The organism is Prosthecobacter vanneervenii (genome assembly GCF_014203095.1).
Taxonomy (GTDB): domain Bacteria; phylum Verrucomicrobiota; class Verrucomicrobiia; order Verrucomicrobiales; family Verrucomicrobiaceae; genus Prosthecobacter; species Prosthecobacter vanneervenii.
In genome coordinates this window covers 618,024-635,502 of record NZ_JACHIG010000002.1, presented here as the reverse complement: position 1 = coordinate 635,502, position 17,479 = coordinate 618,024, and the positions used below count along the sequence as shown (strand labels likewise).

The window sequence follows — 17,479 nt, the reverse complement described above, 5'->3', positions numbered from 1 at the left end:
ATGAAACTTTCCTCCCTCATCTGCGCCGTCTTTTCCCTGCTGGCCTCCGGCTGCACAGGCGTGCTGCTCCCCACCGCCATCACCGCGCCCAAAGCGGCCCTCACTCCCGAAGAAGCCCGCGCGCAGACCACGCTGTGGCGCAAACACTTTACGGACCCGCATCTCAGCCGCCTCATTGATCAGGCCATTGCCGGCAACAACGATCTCAAGGTGGCCTACCAGAGGGTGCAGATGGCGCGCGCGCAGCTCACCGCCAGCCGGGGTGCGCTGGCGCCCAGTGCCGGAATCGCCAGCGCCGTGGGACTGCGGAAATTTGGCTACTACACGATGGATGATGCCGGAAACCGGACCACGACCATCTACAAAAATCAGATCATTCCCAACACGCTGCCAGACTTCAGCCTGGGCCTGCAGACAGCCTGGGAGGTCGATCTGTGGGGCAAGCTGCGCAGCCAGCGCAACGCCGCCCTGCAGCGCACCCTGGCCGGCGAGGCGGGCCGCCGCCTGGTGCTCGTCAGCCTCATCAGCGACATCGCCACGCATTACTACGACCTCCTCGCGCTGGACACCACGCTGCGCATTCTCGATGACAACCTCCTGCTGCAGCAGCACGCCATCGAAACCGTGCAGGCGCAGAAAGCTGTCGGCGCCGCAAACGCGCTCGCCGTTCAGCAGTTTGAGGCCCGCGCCAGAAACCTGCGCAGTCTCAAGATCCAGGCGCGGGAGGAGATCATCGACCTCGAAGCGGCGATCCGCTTGCTGCTCGGGAATGCCGCTGCAAACATTCAGCGCACGCAGCAGTCCATCACCAGCCTGCGGGTGCCGCGCCTGTCCCAGCAGGTGCCTGCCAGCCTGCTGACCCAGCGCCCCGATGTGCGCCAGGCCGAGCATGAGCTCGCCGCCACCAAGGCGGACGTGAAAGCCGCACGCGCCGCCTTTCTGCCCAGCCTGAACATCAACGGTGTCATCGGATTCCAGGCCTTCCGTGGCGATCTGCTGCTCAATTCCCATTCCGCCGCTTACAACGTTGCAGGCGGACTTCTTACCCCGCTGATCAACCGCGCCGCCATCAAAGCCCAGTTTCGAAAAGCCAGCGCGGAAGAACTGGAAGCCCTGGCGGAGTATCAACAGTCCATCGTCAATGCCTATGTCGAAGTCCACAACCGCCAGGCCAAGATACGTCTTTTGGATGAGCTGAATACGGTCAGATCCGAGCAGGTCGGCCTGCTGGCCGAAAGCGTGGCCACCTCCAATGATCTCTTCGCCACCCGCCGTGCCACGTATTTGGAAGTGCTCAACGCCCAGCAAACCACGCTGGAGGGAAGACTGGAGCTGGTGGATGTGAACAAACGCCAGTTTCAGCTCCAGATCTCCCTCTACAAGGCCCTGGGTGGAGGGTGATCTGATTTGTCTTCCAAGAATTCACACCCAGCGGACGACGGTGTAATGTCCACGCTGGGATTCGAGCCTGAGGAGTGGATTCATGTCATTCGAAGGGCAAGTTCGTCGGGAGTCATCCAATCACCCCTTCAGCAGCGCCACCACCAGGAGCATCACAGGCACGCTGAAGGGCAGGGCGAAGGACAGGCGGGAGCCGAGGGTGTGCCACTTTTCGCGGTAGCGGTGTACATCATCAGGACGCAGCAGGCTTTCGGAGACAGGGCCGATGAGGTAGCAGATGTTGGCCAGGGCGATGATGACAAGATAACCGACGCTCTGAATCACAAGGGTAAAAAGGGTCACCTCAAATCCCTCGGATGCCGGCAGCAGCAGGAAACCGATCAAGACATAGGCGACGAATGCCGAGACTCCTGCGATGACCAGCCCCCGGTTGTATTTCGGGAGGCGGCCCAGCCACCATTGGAACGCTTGATCGGCCAGAGGGTGCATGAGAGGGCGGGATTGAGGTGGTGGAGCTATGCGGCTATCGCCTTCCGCGGATTCACATCCAGCACCCGCGTCAGATCACGTTCAGTCATGCCGAGCTGCTCATACGCATTCGCTTTGATGCGCGGCACGGTGACGGTGCTGCCGACGAAGTGGGTGCCGTCGGGGGAGCGGGCCACGAGATCTTCACCGATGAGTATGTCCCATCCGGCGAGGGTGTAGCGGCCGGGGCCGAGTCGGGCGGCGGAGATGGCATCGGTGACAAAGATGGTGCGGTCCAGACCGGCGCAGGCCAGCCAGTTTTTCAGCACAAAGAAGGGGATGTGCACGCCGTCCGGGATGAAGCAGAGCCAAAGGCGCTCGTGCAGGCTGAGGGCGCGCTGGATGATGTTGTCGTGCCGGTGCATCTGAATGGGGCAGCCATTCCCCACATGGGTGAACATGCTCAGTCCGGCATCGCAGGCAGCATTGAGCTGGTCCAGCGAGGGATCGCAGTGACCGGCGGAGACGGTGACGCCCTGGGAGGCCAGGAAGGCGGTGGTCTTGCTGCCCTCATCGTGCTCCGGGGCCAGGGTCACCAGCCGGGCCAGACCGCTGCAGGCGTCCAGCAGGCGCTTGGCATCGTCCACATTGGCGGGCTTTACGGCGGCGGGAGGGTGGGCGCCCACGTAGCCTTTGATGGGATTGATAAACGGCCCCTCGATGTGGATGCCGGAGATCATGCGGCGGGCCAGCTCGTCCTTTTCCCGCAGCGCCACCAGGGTGCTGATGCGGCGCTCCAGAGTGGGGATGTGGTCGGTGATGAAGGTGGCCAGGATGGAGTCGCAGCCGTCTTCCTCCAGCGCCGCGCAGGCGTGGTGGAGGGACTCGGCGGTGAGGGCGTCGCCATTGAAGTCGGTGCCCGCGTAGCCATTGACCTGAAGATCGAAAGGTTTCATGCCGCCATAGGAGCGGGGCCGGGCCGGGGAATCAAGGCTGGGACGTGATGGGAAGTGGTATGAATGTTACACCGGGGTGGCAGGGCCAAGAGGATAGGGCTAAATCGATGTCCCCGCGCCCTCTTAGGCATTTCTTCTTCTCTCCCCGCTTGACCGCTCTTTCTTCATCCCGTTTATTTCCAATGTTTACAAGACATCAGTCTCGGCATAAAACATGCTTTGTACTACACGACCTCTCCCGAGCTGGCGTGTGGTGCCAGGCTTGACCCTTTACTCTCTGACTCCCGGCACATGATAGATCTGATCTCCAAAGGCGGACCGCTCGTATGGCTCCTAATTGGGTGCCTGTGCTTCGCTGGGGCGATCTTTATCGAGCGGCTGGCCTATTTCCACCGGGCAAGCATGAACGTGGGCGAGTTTCTGGCCGGGCTGGCCAGCCTGATCCGCCGCAAAAACTTTGCCGAGGCTCTGCAGGAATGCGTGGCCACACGGGTGCCCGCCGGCCGCGTCATCCACGCCGCACTGCTGCGCCATCACGCCCCTCGGGAGCAGCTCAAGGAGATCGTGCAGGAGGCCGGACAGCTGGAGGTGCCCCGTCTTGAGCGCTTTCTGGGCATTCTGAATGCCATTGCCCACGCCGCACCCCTCATCGGCCTGCTGGGCACAGTGATCGGCCTGCTGGACAGCTTTACCAATCTCTCCTCCGCCAACGGCCTGGCCACACAGGCAGACGTGGCGCGTGGTGTGTATCAAAGCCTCATCACCTCCGCGCTCGGTCTGGTGGTGGCCATTCCCTCCTACCTCTCCTTTGCCTTCCTGAGCGCACGTGCACGCGCGGTCATGCACGATCTGGAGCGTGCGGGCATCGAGATCGTGAATCTGATCGAGGACGCGAACAGCACCGATAACATCGTGGAGTTCCGTCAGGCGGAGGTGGCGCCTGCAATGACCAAAGCGCGGGGACGCGGGCTCAAGGGGTAATCCTGAGGAGCACTTTTGGCTGGCCGAACCAACCCTGGCCGCCAATACTGAGCACGTAGCCCGACCCGCATGAAGCTAGAGAGTCATCTACCCAGACAAAGCCCGTGGCTGTACATCGTGCCGCTGATGAACACGATCCTGCTGCTGCTGGTCTTTTTCCTTCTCAACAGCAACTTCGTGGTGCAGTCCGGCATCCATGTGGACAAGCCGCAGTCCAGCTCCAGGCTCACCGGGTTTGACCGCGCGCACATCATCACCATCCCCGCCGGGCTGGAAAATGCGCTCTACTTTGACGGGGTGCGCACCAGCACGGCGGAGCTGCGGGACAAGCTGAAGGCCAGCCGCGAAGGCGAGCGCCGCGCCATCATTCATGCCGCCAGACAGGCACCGCACGGCCGTGTGATCGAGGTCGGAAACATCGCCCTGGAGCTCGGCTATGAGGTGGCCTACTCCACCGTGCCGCCCAAGGCCTAACCCACCAAGCCCGTTTCCCCCCCCGATGTCCGCCAAGCCGCATCCATCCGAGCCCGGGCTCATCTTTGCCTGGGAGGTGCGGGATTACTCCCTCTGGCGTCTGGTGCTGGCGCTGCTGGCGCTCATGCTGGCCATGGCCGGCTTTTTCTTTGTCTTTCGGATCGTGCACCCGACGGTGCAGCGTCCTGCGGTGACTCCGCAGCACGTCATTTCCCTGAACCCCGCAAATCCGGCCGAGCTGGCCCTCATCCACCGGGCGCAGGACCGCAGCTTTGCGCTGCTGAGCGATGACGACAGCGACCTCCAGGTGAAAAGCCCTCTGCTGGCCTTTCAGCCCACCTTTGCCGGGCATGAGATCAAGCTCAAGGATCTCGATCCTGCTCCGGCCGCCATCCAGCAGCCGCGTCTCTTTACTGCGGCGGCGGATGTGCTGCCGCCGGTGCCTGCCCGCAGCATCTCCCATGTGCCGGTGGCGCCAGAGGCCCGGCTGCATGCGGTGATGAGCCCCAGCCTGGCCCAGCGCGGCCCTGCCAGCGTGGAGCTGGAGGGCATCAAGCTGACGGAGCCCACGCGTGTGCAGTTCCGCGTGGCCGTAGGTCGTGCGGGGCAGATCATCACGGCGCTGCCGCTCAGCAGTGTGGAAGACCCCGGGGTGATGCAGCAGCTGCATGCCGCAGTGACCGCGCTGCGCTTTACCCCCGCTGAGGTCAAGCAGGTGGAGTGGGGCGAGATTTCATTCCGGTGGGAGGCCGCCCGCAAGCCATGATCCCCATCCCGCTCGGAGGACTGATCATTCTCTTCATGGCCGTGGGGGTCACGACGGTGTGCCTGCTGTGGTTTTACAGCTTCTGGCGCGACCGCAAGCGCGAGGTGTATCGCCGCCGCATCGCCATCCAGTGCCGCATCTGCGGCACCGCCTACGCCTGCGAGCCCAAGCGCAAAATCACCGTGACGACCTGCCCCGTGTGCCGCACGCCCAACGAGCGGAACAAGCTGCAGCAGATTTGAGGGCGAGCGGGGGCCAGCGCTCTTGCGGAGAGGGATCGTCCCGATCCCTCACACTCTCTCAATACCCTCTGCTTTCGCGTCTTCACAAAGCCGAGCCTCTGGCATCGCCCAGCGCCACCGCACATCCGCGAACTTGCTGCAGGAGGTGGATCAAGATGATTTCCAACGTAGGCTCGGGAATGCGTTTTCAGGCCTGCTTCATCGCATCAGGGTATTACTTCGCCTTGATGGCCGCAGCCACGACTTCAGCAATCCGCTGCGCTCCGGCTTCGTTTGGGTGCACAGTGTCGGGAAACCAGGGCTTGCTCTCCAGCAGCGGAGTGTGCAGGTCGATCACGCTTATGCCCGCCTGCTGGGCGGCTTGCTTGATGGCCGGGATCACTTCACCGACGATGGTCTCCTCGGTGATGCCCCAATTTCCCGGGAAGGCGGGTGGTGGCAGGCAGGCCAGCACCTGAGGGTGGCTGGGCAGCGCCTGAAATTCTTTGATCATGGCCACATAGTCAGCCACGAACTCGCCTTTATGTCCGGACCAGATCGGAGTCTTGGAGTCATTGGTGCCGAGGGCGATGACGACGATGTCCGGGCTGGAGCCAAGTGCCGGGCGGTGGTCGAAGGGGTCCGCCTTTCTCAGCATGGTGCGCCCGCCCACGCCGAAGTTTTTGACACTCCAGCTCGTGCCCAGAATCTCCTGCAGCCTGGCCGGATAGCCATCCTTTTCCGGATGAAGAATGCCGACCCCCTGCGTGATGCTGTCCCCTACGCACGCCACGCGCAAGGGGTCTGCTGCATTGCCTGCCTTGCTGAGCACGAGCATGGCACAAGAGAGAATGACAAAGCGAAGGCGAAGAAACATGGATGGCTACATAGCCTGACGTGCTGCCTTTGCACGCAGGACCTGAGCTTATTCCAAGGATCATTCTTCCTGGGGCGTTGGCAGCGGCGCCACGTCGGGCGGAAGGAAGGTGCTCCGGGCCTCGGCTGACATCAGCCGCTCGCGTGAGTAAAAAAGCAGCGGGGTGCGTGTGCTGCTGAGCTGCGTCTGGGCGTCGAAGAAGGCATCGGCGGTTTCAGCGGGGCCAAACTGGCGCAGGGTGGTGTGCACGAGGTGCAGCCACACTTGGGTCAGCGTCTCGTGGTAGCCGCCGGTGGGCGTGTTCTGGATGCCGTGGGCCATGTTGTAGGCTTTGATTCCGCTGCGCAGGCGCTCAAGTGCCTCGGGGTAGGGGAGGCGCAGCAGGTAGAGGTAGGCCACCTTCAGGTGGGCGCGGTGCGTCCACTGCGCATGTGGCAGGCTGTGATCCTCAAAGCGGCGCAGATGTTCTGCGTCGGTCATGGCATCCGCGCCGTGAGGCAGCGGGCTCACATCTCCAGGAAGTTCCTCAGCAGCTTCTTGCCGTCCTGGGTCAGGATGGACTCAGGGTGGAACTGCACGCCGTGGATGGGCAGCTCCTTGTGGCGCAGGCCCATGATCTCGGACTCGTCATCGCTGCAGGTGGCGGTGATGGCTAGGCAGTCGGGCAGGGTGTCGCGCTTGACGAGGAGGGAGTGGTAACGCGTGGCCTCAAAGGGCTGCGGCAGGCCTTTGAAGACGGATTCGCCCTGATGATTGATCAGCGAGGTCTTGCCGTGCATGAGGCGGCCTGCGCGGACGACATCGCCGCCGAAGACGTGGCCGATGGCCTGATGGCCCAGGCACACGCCGAGGAGCGGGGTGGACTTGCCAAAGCGCTCGATCACCGCACAGCTGATGCCGGCTTCCTTAGGCGTGCAGGGGCCGGGGGAGATGCAGATGTGGTCGGGCTTGAGCTTTTCGATCTCATCCAGCGTCACCTGGTCATTGCGGCGGATTTCCATGACGGCTCCCATCTCGCCGAAGTACTGGACGAGGTTGTAGGTGAAGGAGTCGTAGTTGTCGATGATGAGAAGCACGGAGCCTGAGTTCCAAGTTTGAGGTTATAAAGATCAGAAGCCGCGCAATTGCAGGATGCGGTCGAGTTCAGTCTGGAAGGTGGGGATGTCTGAAGGCGGCGGCTGGTAGCCGGGGGCGGGGCCGCGCATGCCAAAGCGGCCCGTCTGGTCCATGAACCACTGGGCGGTGACGCCGTCGCTGAAGGTGACCCTGCCGCTGATGATGGCGCCGGGAGGCGGCAGATCATCCACGGAAATGCTGAGCGGTGTGTCTCCGGCGGGTACGCCGTCCGGCGGCATGAGCTCATCGGCCACGCCATCTTCATTTGCATAGTCGCCTGCGTCAGCATCGGCATCTGCCGGTGCGGGTGGCGGGGCGGGCTTTTCCTCAGGCGGAGCCTCGCGCGGCTTTTCCTGGATCTTCACTCCCAGCTCCATGATGAGCAGGCGCGTCTCCATGTAGGTGAGCGTGACCGAGCATTCGTTGCGCAGACGGTCCTGGATCTGATTGAGGTTTGCGCCCTCTGCGGCCCATTGTTCGACGAGTTGACGCTGTTCCGAGGTGAGATTGGCCATGAAGATGTGTAGAAGATACGAGGCGGGAACGGGGCTGGGCTCAGCCGTTCATTTTGTCGGTGACGATGTGGGCGAGTTCGGAGGCCTTTTTGTGGAGGGCTTTGACCTCGGCTTCGGTGAGGGCCTTGCCCTCAGGCACGTCCAGCATGGGGAGCAGTTCCTCCAGGCCTTTGCGCAGCTCGATGAGGGCCGGGTTTTTCTGCAGGCTGGGGTGCAGGCTGTCCAGGCTCATGAGGTAGTACTCGGCGATGTCGTGGCGCGTGAGCTGGCGGGTCTTTTCCTCGGCATAGTTGTCGCTGATGCTCTTGGTGGCGATCTCCAGGGCACGCAGCCAGCCGCCGAGGCTGATGAGGTGGGCGATGTCCACATCGCGCAGCTGCACCATCTCGGCCTCCACATCGCTCTGGGTTTTGGCCAGCTCCACGCGGAGATCCTGCCAGTTGCCCTTGAGGCTGTACTCAAAGAGGCTGCCGGTGTGCTTGTTCATGCGGTTGCCTGCGCCGAGCGCCTTGCCGTACTTGATCATGGCGCGGCCCACGGCCTCCATCTCGTCTACACGCTCGCACTGCACGATGAGGAAGCCATCGGCGATGAGGGTGCCCAGCCCCATGGCCACGATGACGCGGTCCGCGGGTGTCTTGTCAGTGAAAGGGCGCTTTAGGTCGTCAAAGCGCAGCTTGCCCACGTTGTTGAGCATGTCGAAGAGCTTGCGGATGGACGGCGTGGTAAAGGGGTTCACTCCGAACTCCTCGCGCACGTGCTCGTCTCCCACCACATCCTCCGGGATGGCGGGCCTTTCCGGTGGCTTGGGCACCGGCGGGGCGTCCTGGGCGCTGAGCACGGCGGTGCCCAAGGCTCCGAATCCGAGCAGAGGCAGCAGCAGGCGGGCGATGAAACGGCGTGTCATGGCAGCTCAGGATACGAAGCCGCCCCGGGATTTCCAGCGCGAGTCTGGAAAAGTCTTTGGCGCAGTGCGGCGCTACATTAGCATGAGTTCCGCCGTTTTGAGCATCTCCACACCCACATGCGCTCGCACCTCCTCCTGCTGCTCCTTCTTGCCCTGAATCTCCCTGCCCAGGAGGAGGCCGCCGCCCCGCCGGGGCTGACGGTGTATGAGGGGCGCACCATTGCCCGGACCATGCACTGGTCCGGCTTTGAATGGCTGATGCGCCGCGTGCGCGAGCAGGAGGAAGGCCCCACGCTCATGCGTCAGCAGCTCCAGGTAAAGCCCGGCATGGTGGTGTGCGACATGGGCTGCGGCAATGGCTACCACACGATCCCGCTGGCTCGCATGGTGGGGGACACGGGCAAAGTCTATGCCGTGGATGTGCAGCCGCAGATGATCGAGATGCTGAAAAAGAACATCGAGAGCGAAGGGCTGAAAAACATCGTGCCCATCGATGGCCTGTATCATGACCCCAAGCTGCCGCCGAACACCTGCGACCTCATCCTCATGGTGGATGTGTACCATGAGTTCAGCCACCCGGTGCAGATGCTGGCCGCCATGCGCGCCGCCCTGAAGCCTGACGGCCAGCTCGTGCTGTGCGAGTTCCGCGCCGAGGACGAGACTGTGCCGATCAAGCCCGAGCACAAAATGAGCAAGGCTCAGATTAACAAGGAGATGAACCTCAACGGCTTCAAACTCGTGCGCGAATTTGACGGGCTGCCGTGGCAGCATTTGATGTTTTTTGGCAAGGCGGAGGCTGGGGCGGCTGCGCCATCTAAATGACTAATGGGTGCTTTATAGTACTGGTGTCCACATTCACGGGCGGCTTCGTACCTGCTCCTGGAAAGAGCAAGGAAATTAGCCGGTGGTGCAGCGAGGCTTGGCGAGCGAGAACCATCGGACCATGAGCAGGGCTTATCTCTGCCCAAGGCTGCATGCTGAAGGCATGCGAGAAGGGCGCGCAGTTGCCTCTCGTTCACGCTGGATCGCAGGAGGCTTCTCGCATACCTCCGGCATGCGTCCTTTACGGAATGATGCATGCTGATCAGGTCCGGTGGTTCCCGCTGCACCGCTTCGCGGTTTCGCTCCACCACCGGCTAATTTCTCCGCTCCTTTCAGGAGCCCTCGTCACAGGCATCTTGAGCCATCCGTGGATGGTTCGTTGGTTTGTCACTTCATTGCGCGATGCTCAATAGGAGGGGCGTATCATCCAGCCTGGTTTTGTTGAGCGAAGCACTGGCTGCACAGAGGCTCAAGATCCTCGGGGAAGTCTTTCAATGGGGCGGCTTTGCCAAGCCCCTGTGAGATGATGCAATCGGTGCACAAGTGAATTGTCGAAAGGGAATCGGGATCATCTAGCAGATCGATCAAGACGGCTCCACTTTGTGGCAGAGGCAAGTTTTCGCTGAAGGCTCGCTTCATGTGACTGCAAACTAGAGTAACACCAGTCAAGCCATGTTCGGCGCAGAGAACCCTGCCCATGCTGGGTGATTAAAGAATATTCACCGCAGCTCCACCATCCACCACGATGCCTTGTCCCGTGATGTAGGCACCGGCTTCGCTGGCGAGCATGAGGGCGGGGCCGGCGAGTTCGCGGGGGGCGGCCCAGCGTTTGAGGGCGGTGCGGTCGGCGAAGTATTTCTTTTCCTCGTCGTTGAGGAGCTTGCCGGGCATGTCGGTGAGGAAGGGACCGGGGCAGAGGCAGTTCACGGTGATGCCGTAGGGGCCGAGATCGAGCGCGCTGGCACGAGCCAGGCCGATGAGCGCGGCCTTGCAGGCGCAGTAAACATTCCGCTTCAAGCGGCCGCCGACGCCGAGGACGCTGGAGGTGTGGATGATGCGGCCCCACTTGCGGGCCTTCATGCCGGGCACAAGGGCGCGGGTAAGGGACATGACGGAGGTGAGGTCCACCTCCACATTGCGGTCCCAGACTTCGTCGGTGATCTCATCAATGGCCTGCGGATTGTTGATGCCGGCGTTGTTGACGAGGATGTCCACTTTGCCGAGGCGCTTCTCAGCCTCTGCGGCCAGGGCTTTGACGGAGGGGCGGTCGGCCATGTCGGCCACCATCCACTCCACTTTCACGTTCAGGCCTGCGCCGATCTCGGCTGCGGCTGCGGCCAGTTCCTCGGCATTGCGGCTGGAGATGAAGACATCCGCTCCGGCTTCGGCAAAGCCGCGCGCCATGGCCTTGCCCAAGCCTTTGCTGCCGCCGGTGACGAGTGCTGACTTGCCGCTGAGATTGAAGAGAGGGGAGGACATGGCAGGGGAGGGGAAGTTGACAGTTGTTTACAGTCGTTGACGGTGGTTGACAGTTGTTTCCTGAGGAAGCCGAAGCTAGCGGGCACTTTACTTCACCACCTTGCCGCCCAGCGAGAGGATGCGGGCTTTGCTTTTGGCGTCTTCGGCTTCGGCGATCTGCTTGTTGGTCACATACATCTGCGAGAGCGCGGTCCAGGCCAGCAGATCGTTGGGCTGGAGGGTGGTGGCCATGAGGCCGGCGCCGATGGCTTCTTTCACCTCTCCATGGCGCAGCAGAGCCATGCCGAGGGCGTGCCAGCTGTCAAAGTGGTCGGGCTGCAGCGCCACGCAGCGGCGGTAGAGGGCGATGGCCTCGGGCAGTTCTCCGAGTGCTACGTGCCCGCTGGCCTCGTCGTAGAGTTCCTCCACGGTGGGGGCGGGCGTGTCGCTCATGGCGTGTCAGATTGGCGGGTGGGGCTGGGCTCAGCCCACCTTGGCGATGACGACGCGGGCGCTTTCCTGCTGCTTCTTAAACCAAGCCTGGAAGAGGCTGCGGCGCTCCTGGGAGGAGAGATTGGTGCCCTGGCTCTTGCGCAGTTCGGCAGCGTCGGGGCGCTTGCGCAGCTCCTTGGCGCTCACGTAGATGAGCATGGTGCCTTTGTCGAAGTCCACTGCGTGGGAGATGGCACCGACACCGGTCTTCGCTGCTTCCTTGGCGATGATGAAGCCGTTGGGCTCTTCCTGGGGAGGATTGGCGGTGTCGATGTCCGGCAGTGCCTGCAGGGTCAGCTTCTTGTCCTTCACGAGGTCTTCGATCTTCTTGCCGGCCTTGAGGCCGTCTGCCAGGGCCAGGCGGGCTTCGTTCACGGCCTTGGTGCGGGCTTCGTCAGCCTTCTGGCCGAGGAGCACGTCTTTGATCTTGGTCTTCACTTCGTCCAGCGTCTGCTGCTTGGGCTCCTCGATCTTGGTCACGTCAAAGACGTACCAGCCATTGTTGCCTTCCACGGCTTCGGCCTTGGCGTCTTTGGCACGGGCAAAGATCTGCTCCACCACGGCGCTTTCGTTCTTGAGGGCGGCAGGGGGCTCGGCCTGGGTGAAGGCGGGGACGGACTCCACTTTTTCCTTGGTCTGCTTGGCGGCGTCGGCAAAGGATTTTTTGTCCTTCACGGTCAGGTCGTTGAAGGCATTGACGCGCTTGACCACTTCGCTCTGGGCCTTCTGGCGCTCTTCCAGCGGCTTTTTGTCCAGGTCTTTGGGGTTCTCAAAGAAGACGTAGCTCACGGCGCGCTTTTCCTCGGTTTTGTAGCTGTCCTTGTTTTCGTCGTAGTACTTTTTGACCTCGTCGTCGGTCACGGTGGCGGCCTTTTTAAAGGTCTCGGTTTCAAAGACTATCTTGGAGCCCTTGAAGGTCTGGTAGCTGCTGGCGTACTGCTTTTCAGCGGAAAGCGGGGAGGCCTCGTAGCTCTTGGACACGATGTCCTGCAGCTTGCGGACGCCCACGGTGTCCTTCATGATGCCGAGCAGAGCCTCGCCATCAAAACCCATGGCGGAGGCATTGGCCTCCAGGCTCTGGGCGCGGGAGACGTCAAACTTGCCGTTGTTTTGCAGCGCAGGCAGCTTTTCCAGCGCAGCGCGGGCTTCGGCATCGCTGACACGGATGCCATTCTGCTCCATGAGATGGCGCAGCACAAAGAGGTTGGTCAGGGTGTCCATGCCACCACCGCCCATGCCACGGCTGGCAGAGAGGGACATCAGCGCGGAGAGCAGCTCATAGTCCTGAAGGTAGTATTGGGCGAACTGCACGGAGCGCTGGGCGCGCTGCAGATCGGCCACGGTGTAGTCCTTGCCATAGACGGTCACGGCGGTGTCCGTGAGCTTGGCGCCACGGCCGAAGTCGCCGCCGCTTTTGCGCCACCCGCCCCACATGGCAAAGGAGACGATGATGATGAACGTCAGCGTATAGAGGAAGGCGTGACGGTGGCGGCGGAAAAATTCAAGCATGACAAATTCAGGGCGGTTGAAGGGCGCGCAATAAGGCGCACCGCATCCCGGCGGCAACCGGAAAGTGCTGGCATGAAGGAGGTGCCTGCCCTGAAACATTCGGCCTCCTTCCTTGACATTGCAGGCACCCGGCACACTTCATGCGCTCCCTTTTTCTCAGACGCCTGCCTGCCCCACATGCCCCAAGCCCCCACGAAACGCTACTGGACCGTCCGCTCCTCCTCCATCCACAACCGGGGCATCTTTGCCCGCTGTGACATCCCCTACGACGTGCCGATCATCGAGTACGTGGGCGAAAAAATCACAAAGGCGGAGTCTCTGCGCCGTGGCGAGGCGCTGGTGGAAAAGTCCAAAAAGACCGGCGGCGCGGCGGTGTACGTCTTTACGCTGAACCAGAAGTATGACATCGATGGCGCCAAGGGCCGCAACCCCGCACGCTATATCAATCACTCCTGCGCCCCGAACTGCGAGGCCTACATCATCCGCGGCCGCATCTGGATCTACTCCCTGCGCGAGATCAAGGCGGGCGAAGAGCTGACCTACAACTACGGCTTTGATGTGGACACCTGGGACGAGCACCCCTGCCGCTGCGGCTCGGACCGCTGCGTGGGCTTCATCGTGGAGGAAAAGCAGTGGCCCAAGCTCCTGCGCAAGATGGAGAAACTTCAGCGCGACAAGGAAAAGGAACGCGCCAAAGCTGCAGCCAATGGCACCGGAGTGAACGGGAAAAGCAGCGCGAATGGTGTGAAGACCAAGAAGGCCGCAGCGACCAAGAAGAAGAGTGCTGGGAAGAAGGTGGCCAAGAAGACCGGGAAGAAGTGATTTCTGGCTCCTGCCGCTCTCTCGCCTCGGGGGGCAGCTTCGTTTCTCGTTTCCACCTCTAGGGAGGAAAAATGGAAACGAAGGAGGACAAGGCGGTCTGTGATGGTCGAAGGCGCCCCCCCCATAGGGGGCCGCACCACGCGCAGCCTGCCGCGGGCCATCCTCGGTGCGGCTCGCGCGAACCAGCGTTTCCTTCTTCACCCTAGTCCTCCGCGTATGGTCTCCATCGTGTCGCCGAATCATGGCGTTGGGTTTCTGCGAAGGCAGATCGCACCCTCCTCCTTCAATTGCCAAAAGCTTCGTTGATCATGCGCTCCACGACACCCTGGGCAGCGCCTTCCAAGGGGTGCATCTTCTGCAGCAGGCGTGCTTTTTCCTGAAAGTCTGCCACGGCAGACGGGCAGCTCTTTTTCATGGTAAGAAGTGCCTGCGCAAACAGCAGGCGCATGGACAGGGATTCAGGATATGAAAGGCAGAGATGCAGGCTGCCATTGAGGATCTCATGCTGGCCGCTGAGAAACTCCGCACGCACCCCCTCCATGCCGGCGCAGCGCACCGCCAGGAGCTGCTCCAGACGCAGCAGGTAGTTGGGCAGGTCTGGCACGGCGGGGATCGCATAGCAGTCGGGCATTGCAGCGCGCTCCGCGTCTGCCTCCTGGCAGAGCAGCTCCTGAAGCTTGTCGGCCAGCTCCATCACGTCGGCACCGGGAGCCTCCACAGCCACAGGGAGGCTCAGCATGCCCACACAATTTGCGTCGATGGTGCGGATGAGCCGGATCTCTGCCAGCGCGGGCTCTGTCTGCGCCTTCAGGTTTACATAGACGGCGTAGTCGCTGGGCGTGGGTGTCTGCCGTGCCAGGTGCGCCACTTCGCCATCCTCCCACGGCACCCCATTGACGGCAAAGCCCGGCGTGGGCTTCACCACCCAGGGCAGCAGCACGCTGCAGGTGGCATCACTGCCCCAGTGGATGTGCTCGGAGAGAAAGAGCGGCAGGGCGCGGCTCAGGCGGCCGGAGACGTCTGACATGGTCTGCTCCATGCGCTTGGAGTTGGTGGCCTGCTCCACACAGCCCCCCACCACGCAAAGGGTGGGCCCGCCTTCCGCACGCACCGGAAAGAGCTCCACGGCGGGGGAGTCTGGCTTGAGCCACACCGGCCCCTGCACGGTCAGCATGGAAAGCTGTACCTGAGCCTCTTCCGGGGGCGGGGTCGTCTCCAGCCGGGCCTTGGCCAGTTCGGTATCCCAGTAGCTCAGCCCCTGCATCCAGTCCGGCCGCTTGAGCGCATGCAGCTGGTCCAGGATGGGCCGCGCCTCATCCAGCAGACCGAGATCGAGGCAGGCTTTGATGAGGTTGTTCCCCACCTCCATGCCGTGCTCCGCAGGCACAAAGTGCGGCTCGGTCAGGTTCAGCAGCTCGGGCAGGTGCCCCAGGTTTCCCAGGTCGCCGCTCATCTGCACCAGCAGGTCGGTGGGCACCGGGCGCGGTGCACGCTCCAGGCTTTCGGTGTAAAGCGCCAGCGCCTGCTCCAGATGCCGCTCCTTGAGCTCCTCCCGCGCCAGCCAGACCTGCGCGCGCCAGCTGCCGGGAAGCGCCGCGATGCGCCGCAGCGCCTCCAGACCCGCGGCCTCGCCAGACTTGTCCCGGTGTGCCACTTCATACCACATGACAGCATTGTCCTGGTTCGGGTCCAGCTCCAGCCCCTCCCACAGCGCCGCCAGCACGCGGGCATCCTCTTTCCGCTCCGCGTACACTTTGGCCAGATTGGTCATCACCACGCCGGATCTACCGTGCTTGGAGATGTGCTGCGTGAGCACGCGCTCAGATTCACCCGCCTGCCCCGATTTCAGCAGCGTGGCCGCATGCAGCACCGCCCCGCGCTCAGCATTGGCATCCATCTCCGCCAGCCTGGCCGCCGCCGGCAGCAGCTCACGGGCAAAGCCGTCCTGGAGCCCGTTGATGATGTAGCCGGCCAGCTTGTCAGCGTCGTTCCAGGCCTTCTCGATGTTGGGCAGGAGCATATGCTTCAGCCAGTCCTGCTTGGAGAGATGCAGCTCCCGGCCGAACTGGTCAAAGACCTTGATCTTCTCCTCCGCAGCACTCGACGGGGCTTCGGGCTCTGTCCGCTCACCCACTGGTCCCACAGCTGCTGCTTTCTTCCTGCCGAAAAACTTGTCAAAAAGTCCCATATTTAAATCAAATCTGCCACGCATCGTAAAGATCACCACGAGCTTGAGCAACACTTCTTCGAAAAGGCGGTGCAGCAAACCGCATGACGTGCTCGCAGGCAGGATGCCTGGCCCCCATAGTGGTCCGCACAGTCCCCTGTGCGGCACGCCACTCCCCTGATCTGCGCGCCACGATTCGCCTTCGCAGAAACGCAACGCTCACTCCTCAGCGCGGCGATGGCAAAGCAGCGCAAAGAAGCTGGGTGAAAAAGAAAACGCAAGGTGTCACGAGCCGCACAGAGGCTTGCCTTCGGCTGGCTTGGTGTGATGCGGACCGCGATGCTGACGCCTGCCTCATCACGCCTCTGCCGCGTGCTGCTCCTCCCAGAACTTCCGCAGCTCGCGGAGCTGCTTCTTGTCAGGCTTGGCCACCATCTCGTGTTCGCGGGGCTGGATCAGCTCGCGCTCGCGGCGCAGTTCGCTGGCTTTCTGGATCCACTCCAGCGGGGTCTGGTTGTCGCAAAACTCCGCCACGCGTGGCGGGCCGAGGCGCTGCGGCGGGAAGGCGACGACGCGCAGGCGCAGGCGCAGATCTCCGCGCACCACCTCCAGCACATCGTCGGGCTTCAGATCACGCGAGGCTTTCACCACCTGGCCGTCGATCGTCACATTTCCCTTGGCGCAGGCCTGCGTGGCCAGCGTGCGGGTCTTGAAGACGCGCACATGGTGCAGCCATTTGTCGGCACGCGTATTCATCAGGCGGCAGGCTTGTAAGTGCGCTCGCCAAAGATGGCGCTGCCAACGCGCACCATCGTGGCCCCTTCCTCGATGGCGATCTCAAAGTCGTGGCTCATGCCCATGCTCAGCAGCGGCAGCGGGCGGCCGCCGGTCTTTTCCAGCTCATCGCGCAGAGTGCGCAGCTGGACAAAATAAGGGCGGCTTTTCTCCGGATCGTCATCAAAGGGCGGTATGCACATCAGTCCTTGGATCTCCAGCCGTGTGAGGGCGTGGAGTGCCTCAAGCTGCGCGCGCAGACCTTCGGCGTTGAAACCGTGCTTGCTGCTTTCATCTCCCAGATTCACCTCAAGATAAACTTTGGCCTTGAGCCCCAGCTCTCCGGCGATGCGGTCGATGTCTCTCGCCAGATCCAGCGAATCCACGCTATGGATGGCCTGCACATGCGGCAGCACTTTGCGCACTTTGTTGGACTGCAGGTGCCCGATGAGGTGCCACTGCAGGTTTGAGGGAAGCTGCGGCGCCTTGGCCAGGATCTCCTGCACCTTGTTCTCTCCAAAGAGCAGCTGCCCGGCATCAAGAGCCTCGCGGATGGCCTCTGCGGGAAAGGTCTTGGACACGGCCAGCAGCTGCACCGAGGCGGGATCGCGTCCGCAGCGCTGGGCAGCGGCGGAGATGCGGTCGCGGATGGCTTGCAGTCGGCTGGCGAGGTCGTTCATGTCTTGGGGATCGGTGGGTTTCTCGGAAAAAGAGAAACGGAAGATGCGGCGTGCGCGCAACGTATTTTCGCGC

General features: G+C 62.4%; 20 protein-coding genes. 7 read left to right on the top strand and 13 right to left on the bottom strand.

The genetic code is table 11. The annotated features are described in order from the left end of the window. Entirely contained in the window at positions 1 to 1,401 is a 1,401-nt protein-coding gene (locus HNQ65_RS07660) for an efflux transporter outer membrane subunit (protein ID WP_184338910.1), read from the top strand. 120 nt (positions 1,402 to 1,521) lie between these two features. On the opposite strand, the gene HNQ65_RS07655 is transcribed toward HNQ65_RS07660, so the two are convergent. Together HNQ65_RS07655 and HNQ65_RS07650 are read right to left on the bottom strand one after the other, a co-directional pair. Next, positions 1,522 to 1,890, bottom strand: a complete 369-nt coding sequence (locus HNQ65_RS07655) for a hypothetical protein (RefSeq protein ID WP_184338909.1) — start codon at positions 1,888 to 1,890, stop codon at positions 1,522 to 1,524. Between the two features lie 26 nt (positions 1,891 to 1,916). After that, complete coding sequence (locus tag HNQ65_RS07650; RefSeq protein ID WP_184338908.1) at positions 1,917 to 2,825, bottom strand: N-acetylglucosamine-6-phosphate deacetylase; 909 nt, start codon at positions 2,823 to 2,825, stop codon at positions 1,917 to 1,919. Positions 2,826 to 3,116: 291 nt separating this feature from the next. Here HNQ65_RS07650 and HNQ65_RS07645 point away from each other — a divergent pair, with 291 nt between their 5' ends. The 4 genes from HNQ65_RS07645 to HNQ65_RS07630 all read left to right on the top strand — a co-directional run bounded on the left by HNQ65_RS07645 (position 3,117) and on the right by HNQ65_RS07630 (position 5,288). Then, entirely contained in the window at positions 3,117 to 3,806 is a 690-nt protein-coding gene (locus HNQ65_RS07645) for a MotA/TolQ/ExbB proton channel family protein (RefSeq protein WP_184338907.1), read from the top strand. Positions 3,807 to 3,875: 69 nt separating this feature from the next. Continuing rightward, positions 3,876 to 4,280, top strand: coding sequence for an ExbD/TolR family protein (locus HNQ65_RS07640; RefSeq protein ID WP_184338906.1), 405 nt, complete (start codon positions 3,876 to 3,878; stop codon positions 4,278 to 4,280). Between the two features lie 25 nt (positions 4,281 to 4,305). After that, on the top strand, positions 4,306 to 5,046 hold the full coding sequence (locus HNQ65_RS07635) for a hypothetical protein (protein ID WP_184338905.1): 741 nt from the start codon (positions 4,306 to 4,308) through the stop codon (positions 5,044 to 5,046). Beyond that, complete coding sequence (locus HNQ65_RS07630; RefSeq protein ID WP_184338904.1) at positions 5,043 to 5,288, top strand: hypothetical protein; 246 nt, start codon at positions 5,043 to 5,045, stop codon at positions 5,286 to 5,288. Before HNQ65_RS07635 ends, HNQ65_RS07630 begins: the two co-directional genes overlap by 4 nt. Positions 5,289 to 5,502: 214 nt before the next feature. On the opposite strand, the gene HNQ65_RS07625 is transcribed toward HNQ65_RS07630, so the two are convergent. From HNQ65_RS07625 to HNQ65_RS07605, 5 genes are read right to left on the bottom strand one after another with little or no spacing between them, the layout of a single operon-like run. Then, positions 5,503 to 6,144, bottom strand: a complete 642-nt coding sequence (locus HNQ65_RS07625; RefSeq protein WP_184338903.1) for a GDSL-type esterase/lipase family protein — start codon at positions 6,142 to 6,144, stop codon at positions 5,503 to 5,505. 60 nt (positions 6,145 to 6,204) lie between these two features. Further along, positions 6,205 to 6,624, bottom strand: a complete 420-nt coding sequence (locus tag HNQ65_RS07620; protein WP_184338902.1) for a hypothetical protein — start codon at positions 6,622 to 6,624, stop codon at positions 6,205 to 6,207. Positions 6,625 to 6,650: 26 nt separating this feature from the next. Continuing rightward, positions 6,651 to 7,220 (bottom strand): glutamine amidotransferase-related protein, encoded by a 570-nt coding sequence (locus HNQ65_RS07615; RefSeq protein WP_184338901.1) that lies wholly within the window; start codon positions 7,218 to 7,220, stop codon positions 6,651 to 6,653. Positions 7,221 to 7,253: 33 nt separating this feature from the next. Continuing rightward, the gene (locus tag HNQ65_RS07610) at positions 7,254 to 7,775 is read right to left on the bottom strand and encodes a hypothetical protein (protein ID WP_184338900.1); all 522 of its coding nucleotides are present in this window, start codon (positions 7,773 to 7,775) and stop codon (positions 7,254 to 7,256) included. 40 nt (positions 7,776 to 7,815) lie between these two features. Continuing rightward, positions 7,816 to 8,682 carry a hypothetical protein gene (locus HNQ65_RS07605; protein ID WP_184338899.1) on the bottom strand — a complete coding sequence of 289 codons (867 nt, stop codon included), beginning with the start codon at positions 8,680 to 8,682 and terminating at the stop codon, positions 7,816 to 7,818. A 117-nt stretch (positions 8,683 to 8,799) separates the two neighbouring features. Between HNQ65_RS07605 and HNQ65_RS07600 the strand changes: the two genes are divergently transcribed. Further along, complete coding sequence (locus HNQ65_RS07600; protein ID WP_184338898.1) at positions 8,800 to 9,504, top strand: class I SAM-dependent methyltransferase; 705 nt, start codon at positions 8,800 to 8,802, stop codon at positions 9,502 to 9,504. A gap of 708 nt (positions 9,505 to 10,212) precedes the next feature. On the opposite strand, the gene HNQ65_RS07595 is transcribed toward HNQ65_RS07600, so the two are convergent. The 3 genes from HNQ65_RS07595 to HNQ65_RS07585 all read right to left on the bottom strand — a co-directional run bounded on the left by HNQ65_RS07595 (position 10,213) and on the right by HNQ65_RS07585 (position 12,963). Further along, positions 10,213 to 10,983 (bottom strand): SDR family NAD(P)-dependent oxidoreductase, encoded by a 771-nt coding sequence (locus HNQ65_RS07595; RefSeq protein WP_184338897.1) that lies wholly within the window; start codon positions 10,981 to 10,983, stop codon positions 10,213 to 10,215. Positions 10,984 to 11,070: 87 nt separating this feature from the next. Beyond that, a complete protein-coding gene (locus HNQ65_RS07590) occupies positions 11,071 to 11,415 on the bottom strand; it encodes a tetratricopeptide repeat protein (RefSeq protein ID WP_184338896.1) in 345 nt (114 codons plus the stop codon). Positions 11,416 to 11,445: 30 nt separating this feature from the next. Further along, the gene (locus HNQ65_RS07585; RefSeq protein ID WP_184338895.1) at positions 11,446 to 12,963 is read right to left on the bottom strand and encodes a peptidylprolyl isomerase; all 1,518 of its coding nucleotides are present in this window, start codon (positions 12,961 to 12,963) and stop codon (positions 11,446 to 11,448) included. Between the two features lie 177 nt (positions 12,964 to 13,140). Between HNQ65_RS07585 and HNQ65_RS07580 the strand changes: the two genes are divergently transcribed. Next, positions 13,141 to 13,785, top strand: a complete 645-nt coding sequence (locus HNQ65_RS07580) for an SET domain-containing protein (protein WP_184338894.1) — start codon at positions 13,141 to 13,143, stop codon at positions 13,783 to 13,785. A 283-nt stretch (positions 13,786 to 14,068) separates the two neighbouring features. On the opposite strand, the gene HNQ65_RS07575 is transcribed toward HNQ65_RS07580, so the two are convergent. The 3 genes from HNQ65_RS07575 to HNQ65_RS07565 all read right to left on the bottom strand — a co-directional run bounded on the left by HNQ65_RS07575 (position 14,069) and on the right by HNQ65_RS07565 (position 17,406). Then, entirely contained in the window at positions 14,069 to 15,973 is a 1,905-nt protein-coding gene (locus HNQ65_RS07575) for a tetratricopeptide repeat protein (protein ID WP_184338893.1), read from the bottom strand. A gap of 336 nt (positions 15,974 to 16,309) precedes the next feature. After that, positions 16,310 to 16,708: an RNA-binding S4 domain-containing protein gene (locus HNQ65_RS07570; RefSeq protein WP_184338892.1), complete on the bottom strand. Its 399-nt coding sequence runs from the start codon at positions 16,706 to 16,708 to the stop codon at positions 16,310 to 16,312. Further along, the gene (locus tag HNQ65_RS07565) at positions 16,708 to 17,406 is read right to left on the bottom strand and encodes a YggS family pyridoxal phosphate-dependent enzyme (RefSeq protein ID WP_184338891.1); all 699 of its coding nucleotides are present in this window, start codon (positions 17,404 to 17,406) and stop codon (positions 16,708 to 16,710) included. Before HNQ65_RS07565 ends, HNQ65_RS07570 begins: the two co-directional genes overlap by 1 nt. Between the last annotated feature and the right edge of the window lie 73 nt (positions 17,407 to 17,479).

Bases quoted from the DNA above. Each gene is read 5' to 3' on its own strand.
- HNQ65_RS07655 (WP_184338909.1), bottom strand. From the start codon at position 1,890: ATGCACCCTCTGGCCGATCAAGCGTTCCAATGGTGGCTGGGCCGCCTC.
- HNQ65_RS07570 (WP_184338892.1), bottom strand. From the start codon at position 16,708: ATGAATACGCGTGCCGACAAATGGCTGCACCATGTGCGCGTCTTCAAG.
- HNQ65_RS07590 (WP_184338896.1), bottom strand. From the start codon at position 11,415: ATGAGCGACACGCCCGCCCCCACCGTGGAGGAACTCTACGACGAGGCC.
- HNQ65_RS07645 (WP_184338907.1), top strand. From the start codon at position 3,117: ATGATAGATCTGATCTCCAAAGGCGGACCGCTCGTATGGCTCCTAATT.
- HNQ65_RS07635 (WP_184338905.1), top strand. From the start codon at position 4,306: ATGTCCGCCAAGCCGCATCCATCCGAGCCCGGGCTCATCTTTGCCTGG.
- HNQ65_RS07625 (WP_184338903.1), bottom strand. From the start codon at position 6,144: ATGTTTCTTCGCCTTCGCTTTGTCATTCTCTCTTGTGCCATGCTCGTG.
- HNQ65_RS07575 (WP_184338893.1), bottom strand. From the start codon at position 15,973: ATGGGACTTTTTGACAAGTTTTTCGGCAGGAAGAAAGCAGCAGCTGTG.
- HNQ65_RS07595 (WP_184338897.1), bottom strand. From the start codon at position 10,983: ATGTCCTCCCCTCTCTTCAATCTCAGCGGCAAGTCAGCACTCGTCACC.
- HNQ65_RS07620 (WP_184338902.1), bottom strand. From the start codon at position 6,624: ATGACCGACGCAGAACATCTGCGCCGCTTTGAGGATCACAGCCTGCCA.
- HNQ65_RS07585 (WP_184338895.1), bottom strand. From the start codon at position 12,963: ATGCTTGAATTTTTCCGCCGCCACCGTCACGCCTTCCTCTATACGCTG.
- HNQ65_RS07605 (WP_184338899.1), bottom strand. From the start codon at position 8,682: ATGACACGCCGTTTCATCGCCCGCCTGCTGCTGCCTCTGCTCGGATTC.
- HNQ65_RS07650 (WP_184338908.1), bottom strand. From the start codon at position 2,825: ATGAAACCTTTCGATCTTCAGGTCAATGGCTACGCGGGCACCGACTTC.
- HNQ65_RS07630 (WP_184338904.1), top strand. From the start codon at position 5,043: ATGATCCCCATCCCGCTCGGAGGACTGATCATTCTCTTCATGGCCGTG.
- HNQ65_RS07600 (WP_184338898.1), top strand. From the start codon at position 8,800: ATGCGCTCGCACCTCCTCCTGCTGCTCCTTCTTGCCCTGAATCTCCCT.
- HNQ65_RS07640 (WP_184338906.1), top strand. From the start codon at position 3,876: ATGAAGCTAGAGAGTCATCTACCCAGACAAAGCCCGTGGCTGTACATC.
- HNQ65_RS07610 (WP_184338900.1), bottom strand. From the start codon at position 7,775: ATGGCCAATCTCACCTCGGAACAGCGTCAACTCGTCGAACAATGGGCC.
- HNQ65_RS07660 (WP_184338910.1), top strand. From the start codon at position 1: ATGAAACTTTCCTCCCTCATCTGCGCCGTCTTTTCCCTGCTGGCCTCC.
- HNQ65_RS07580 (WP_184338894.1), top strand. From the start codon at position 13,141: ATGCCCCAAGCCCCCACGAAACGCTACTGGACCGTCCGCTCCTCCTCC.
- HNQ65_RS07565 (WP_184338891.1), bottom strand. From the start codon at position 17,406: ATGAACGACCTCGCCAGCCGACTGCAAGCCATCCGCGACCGCATCTCC.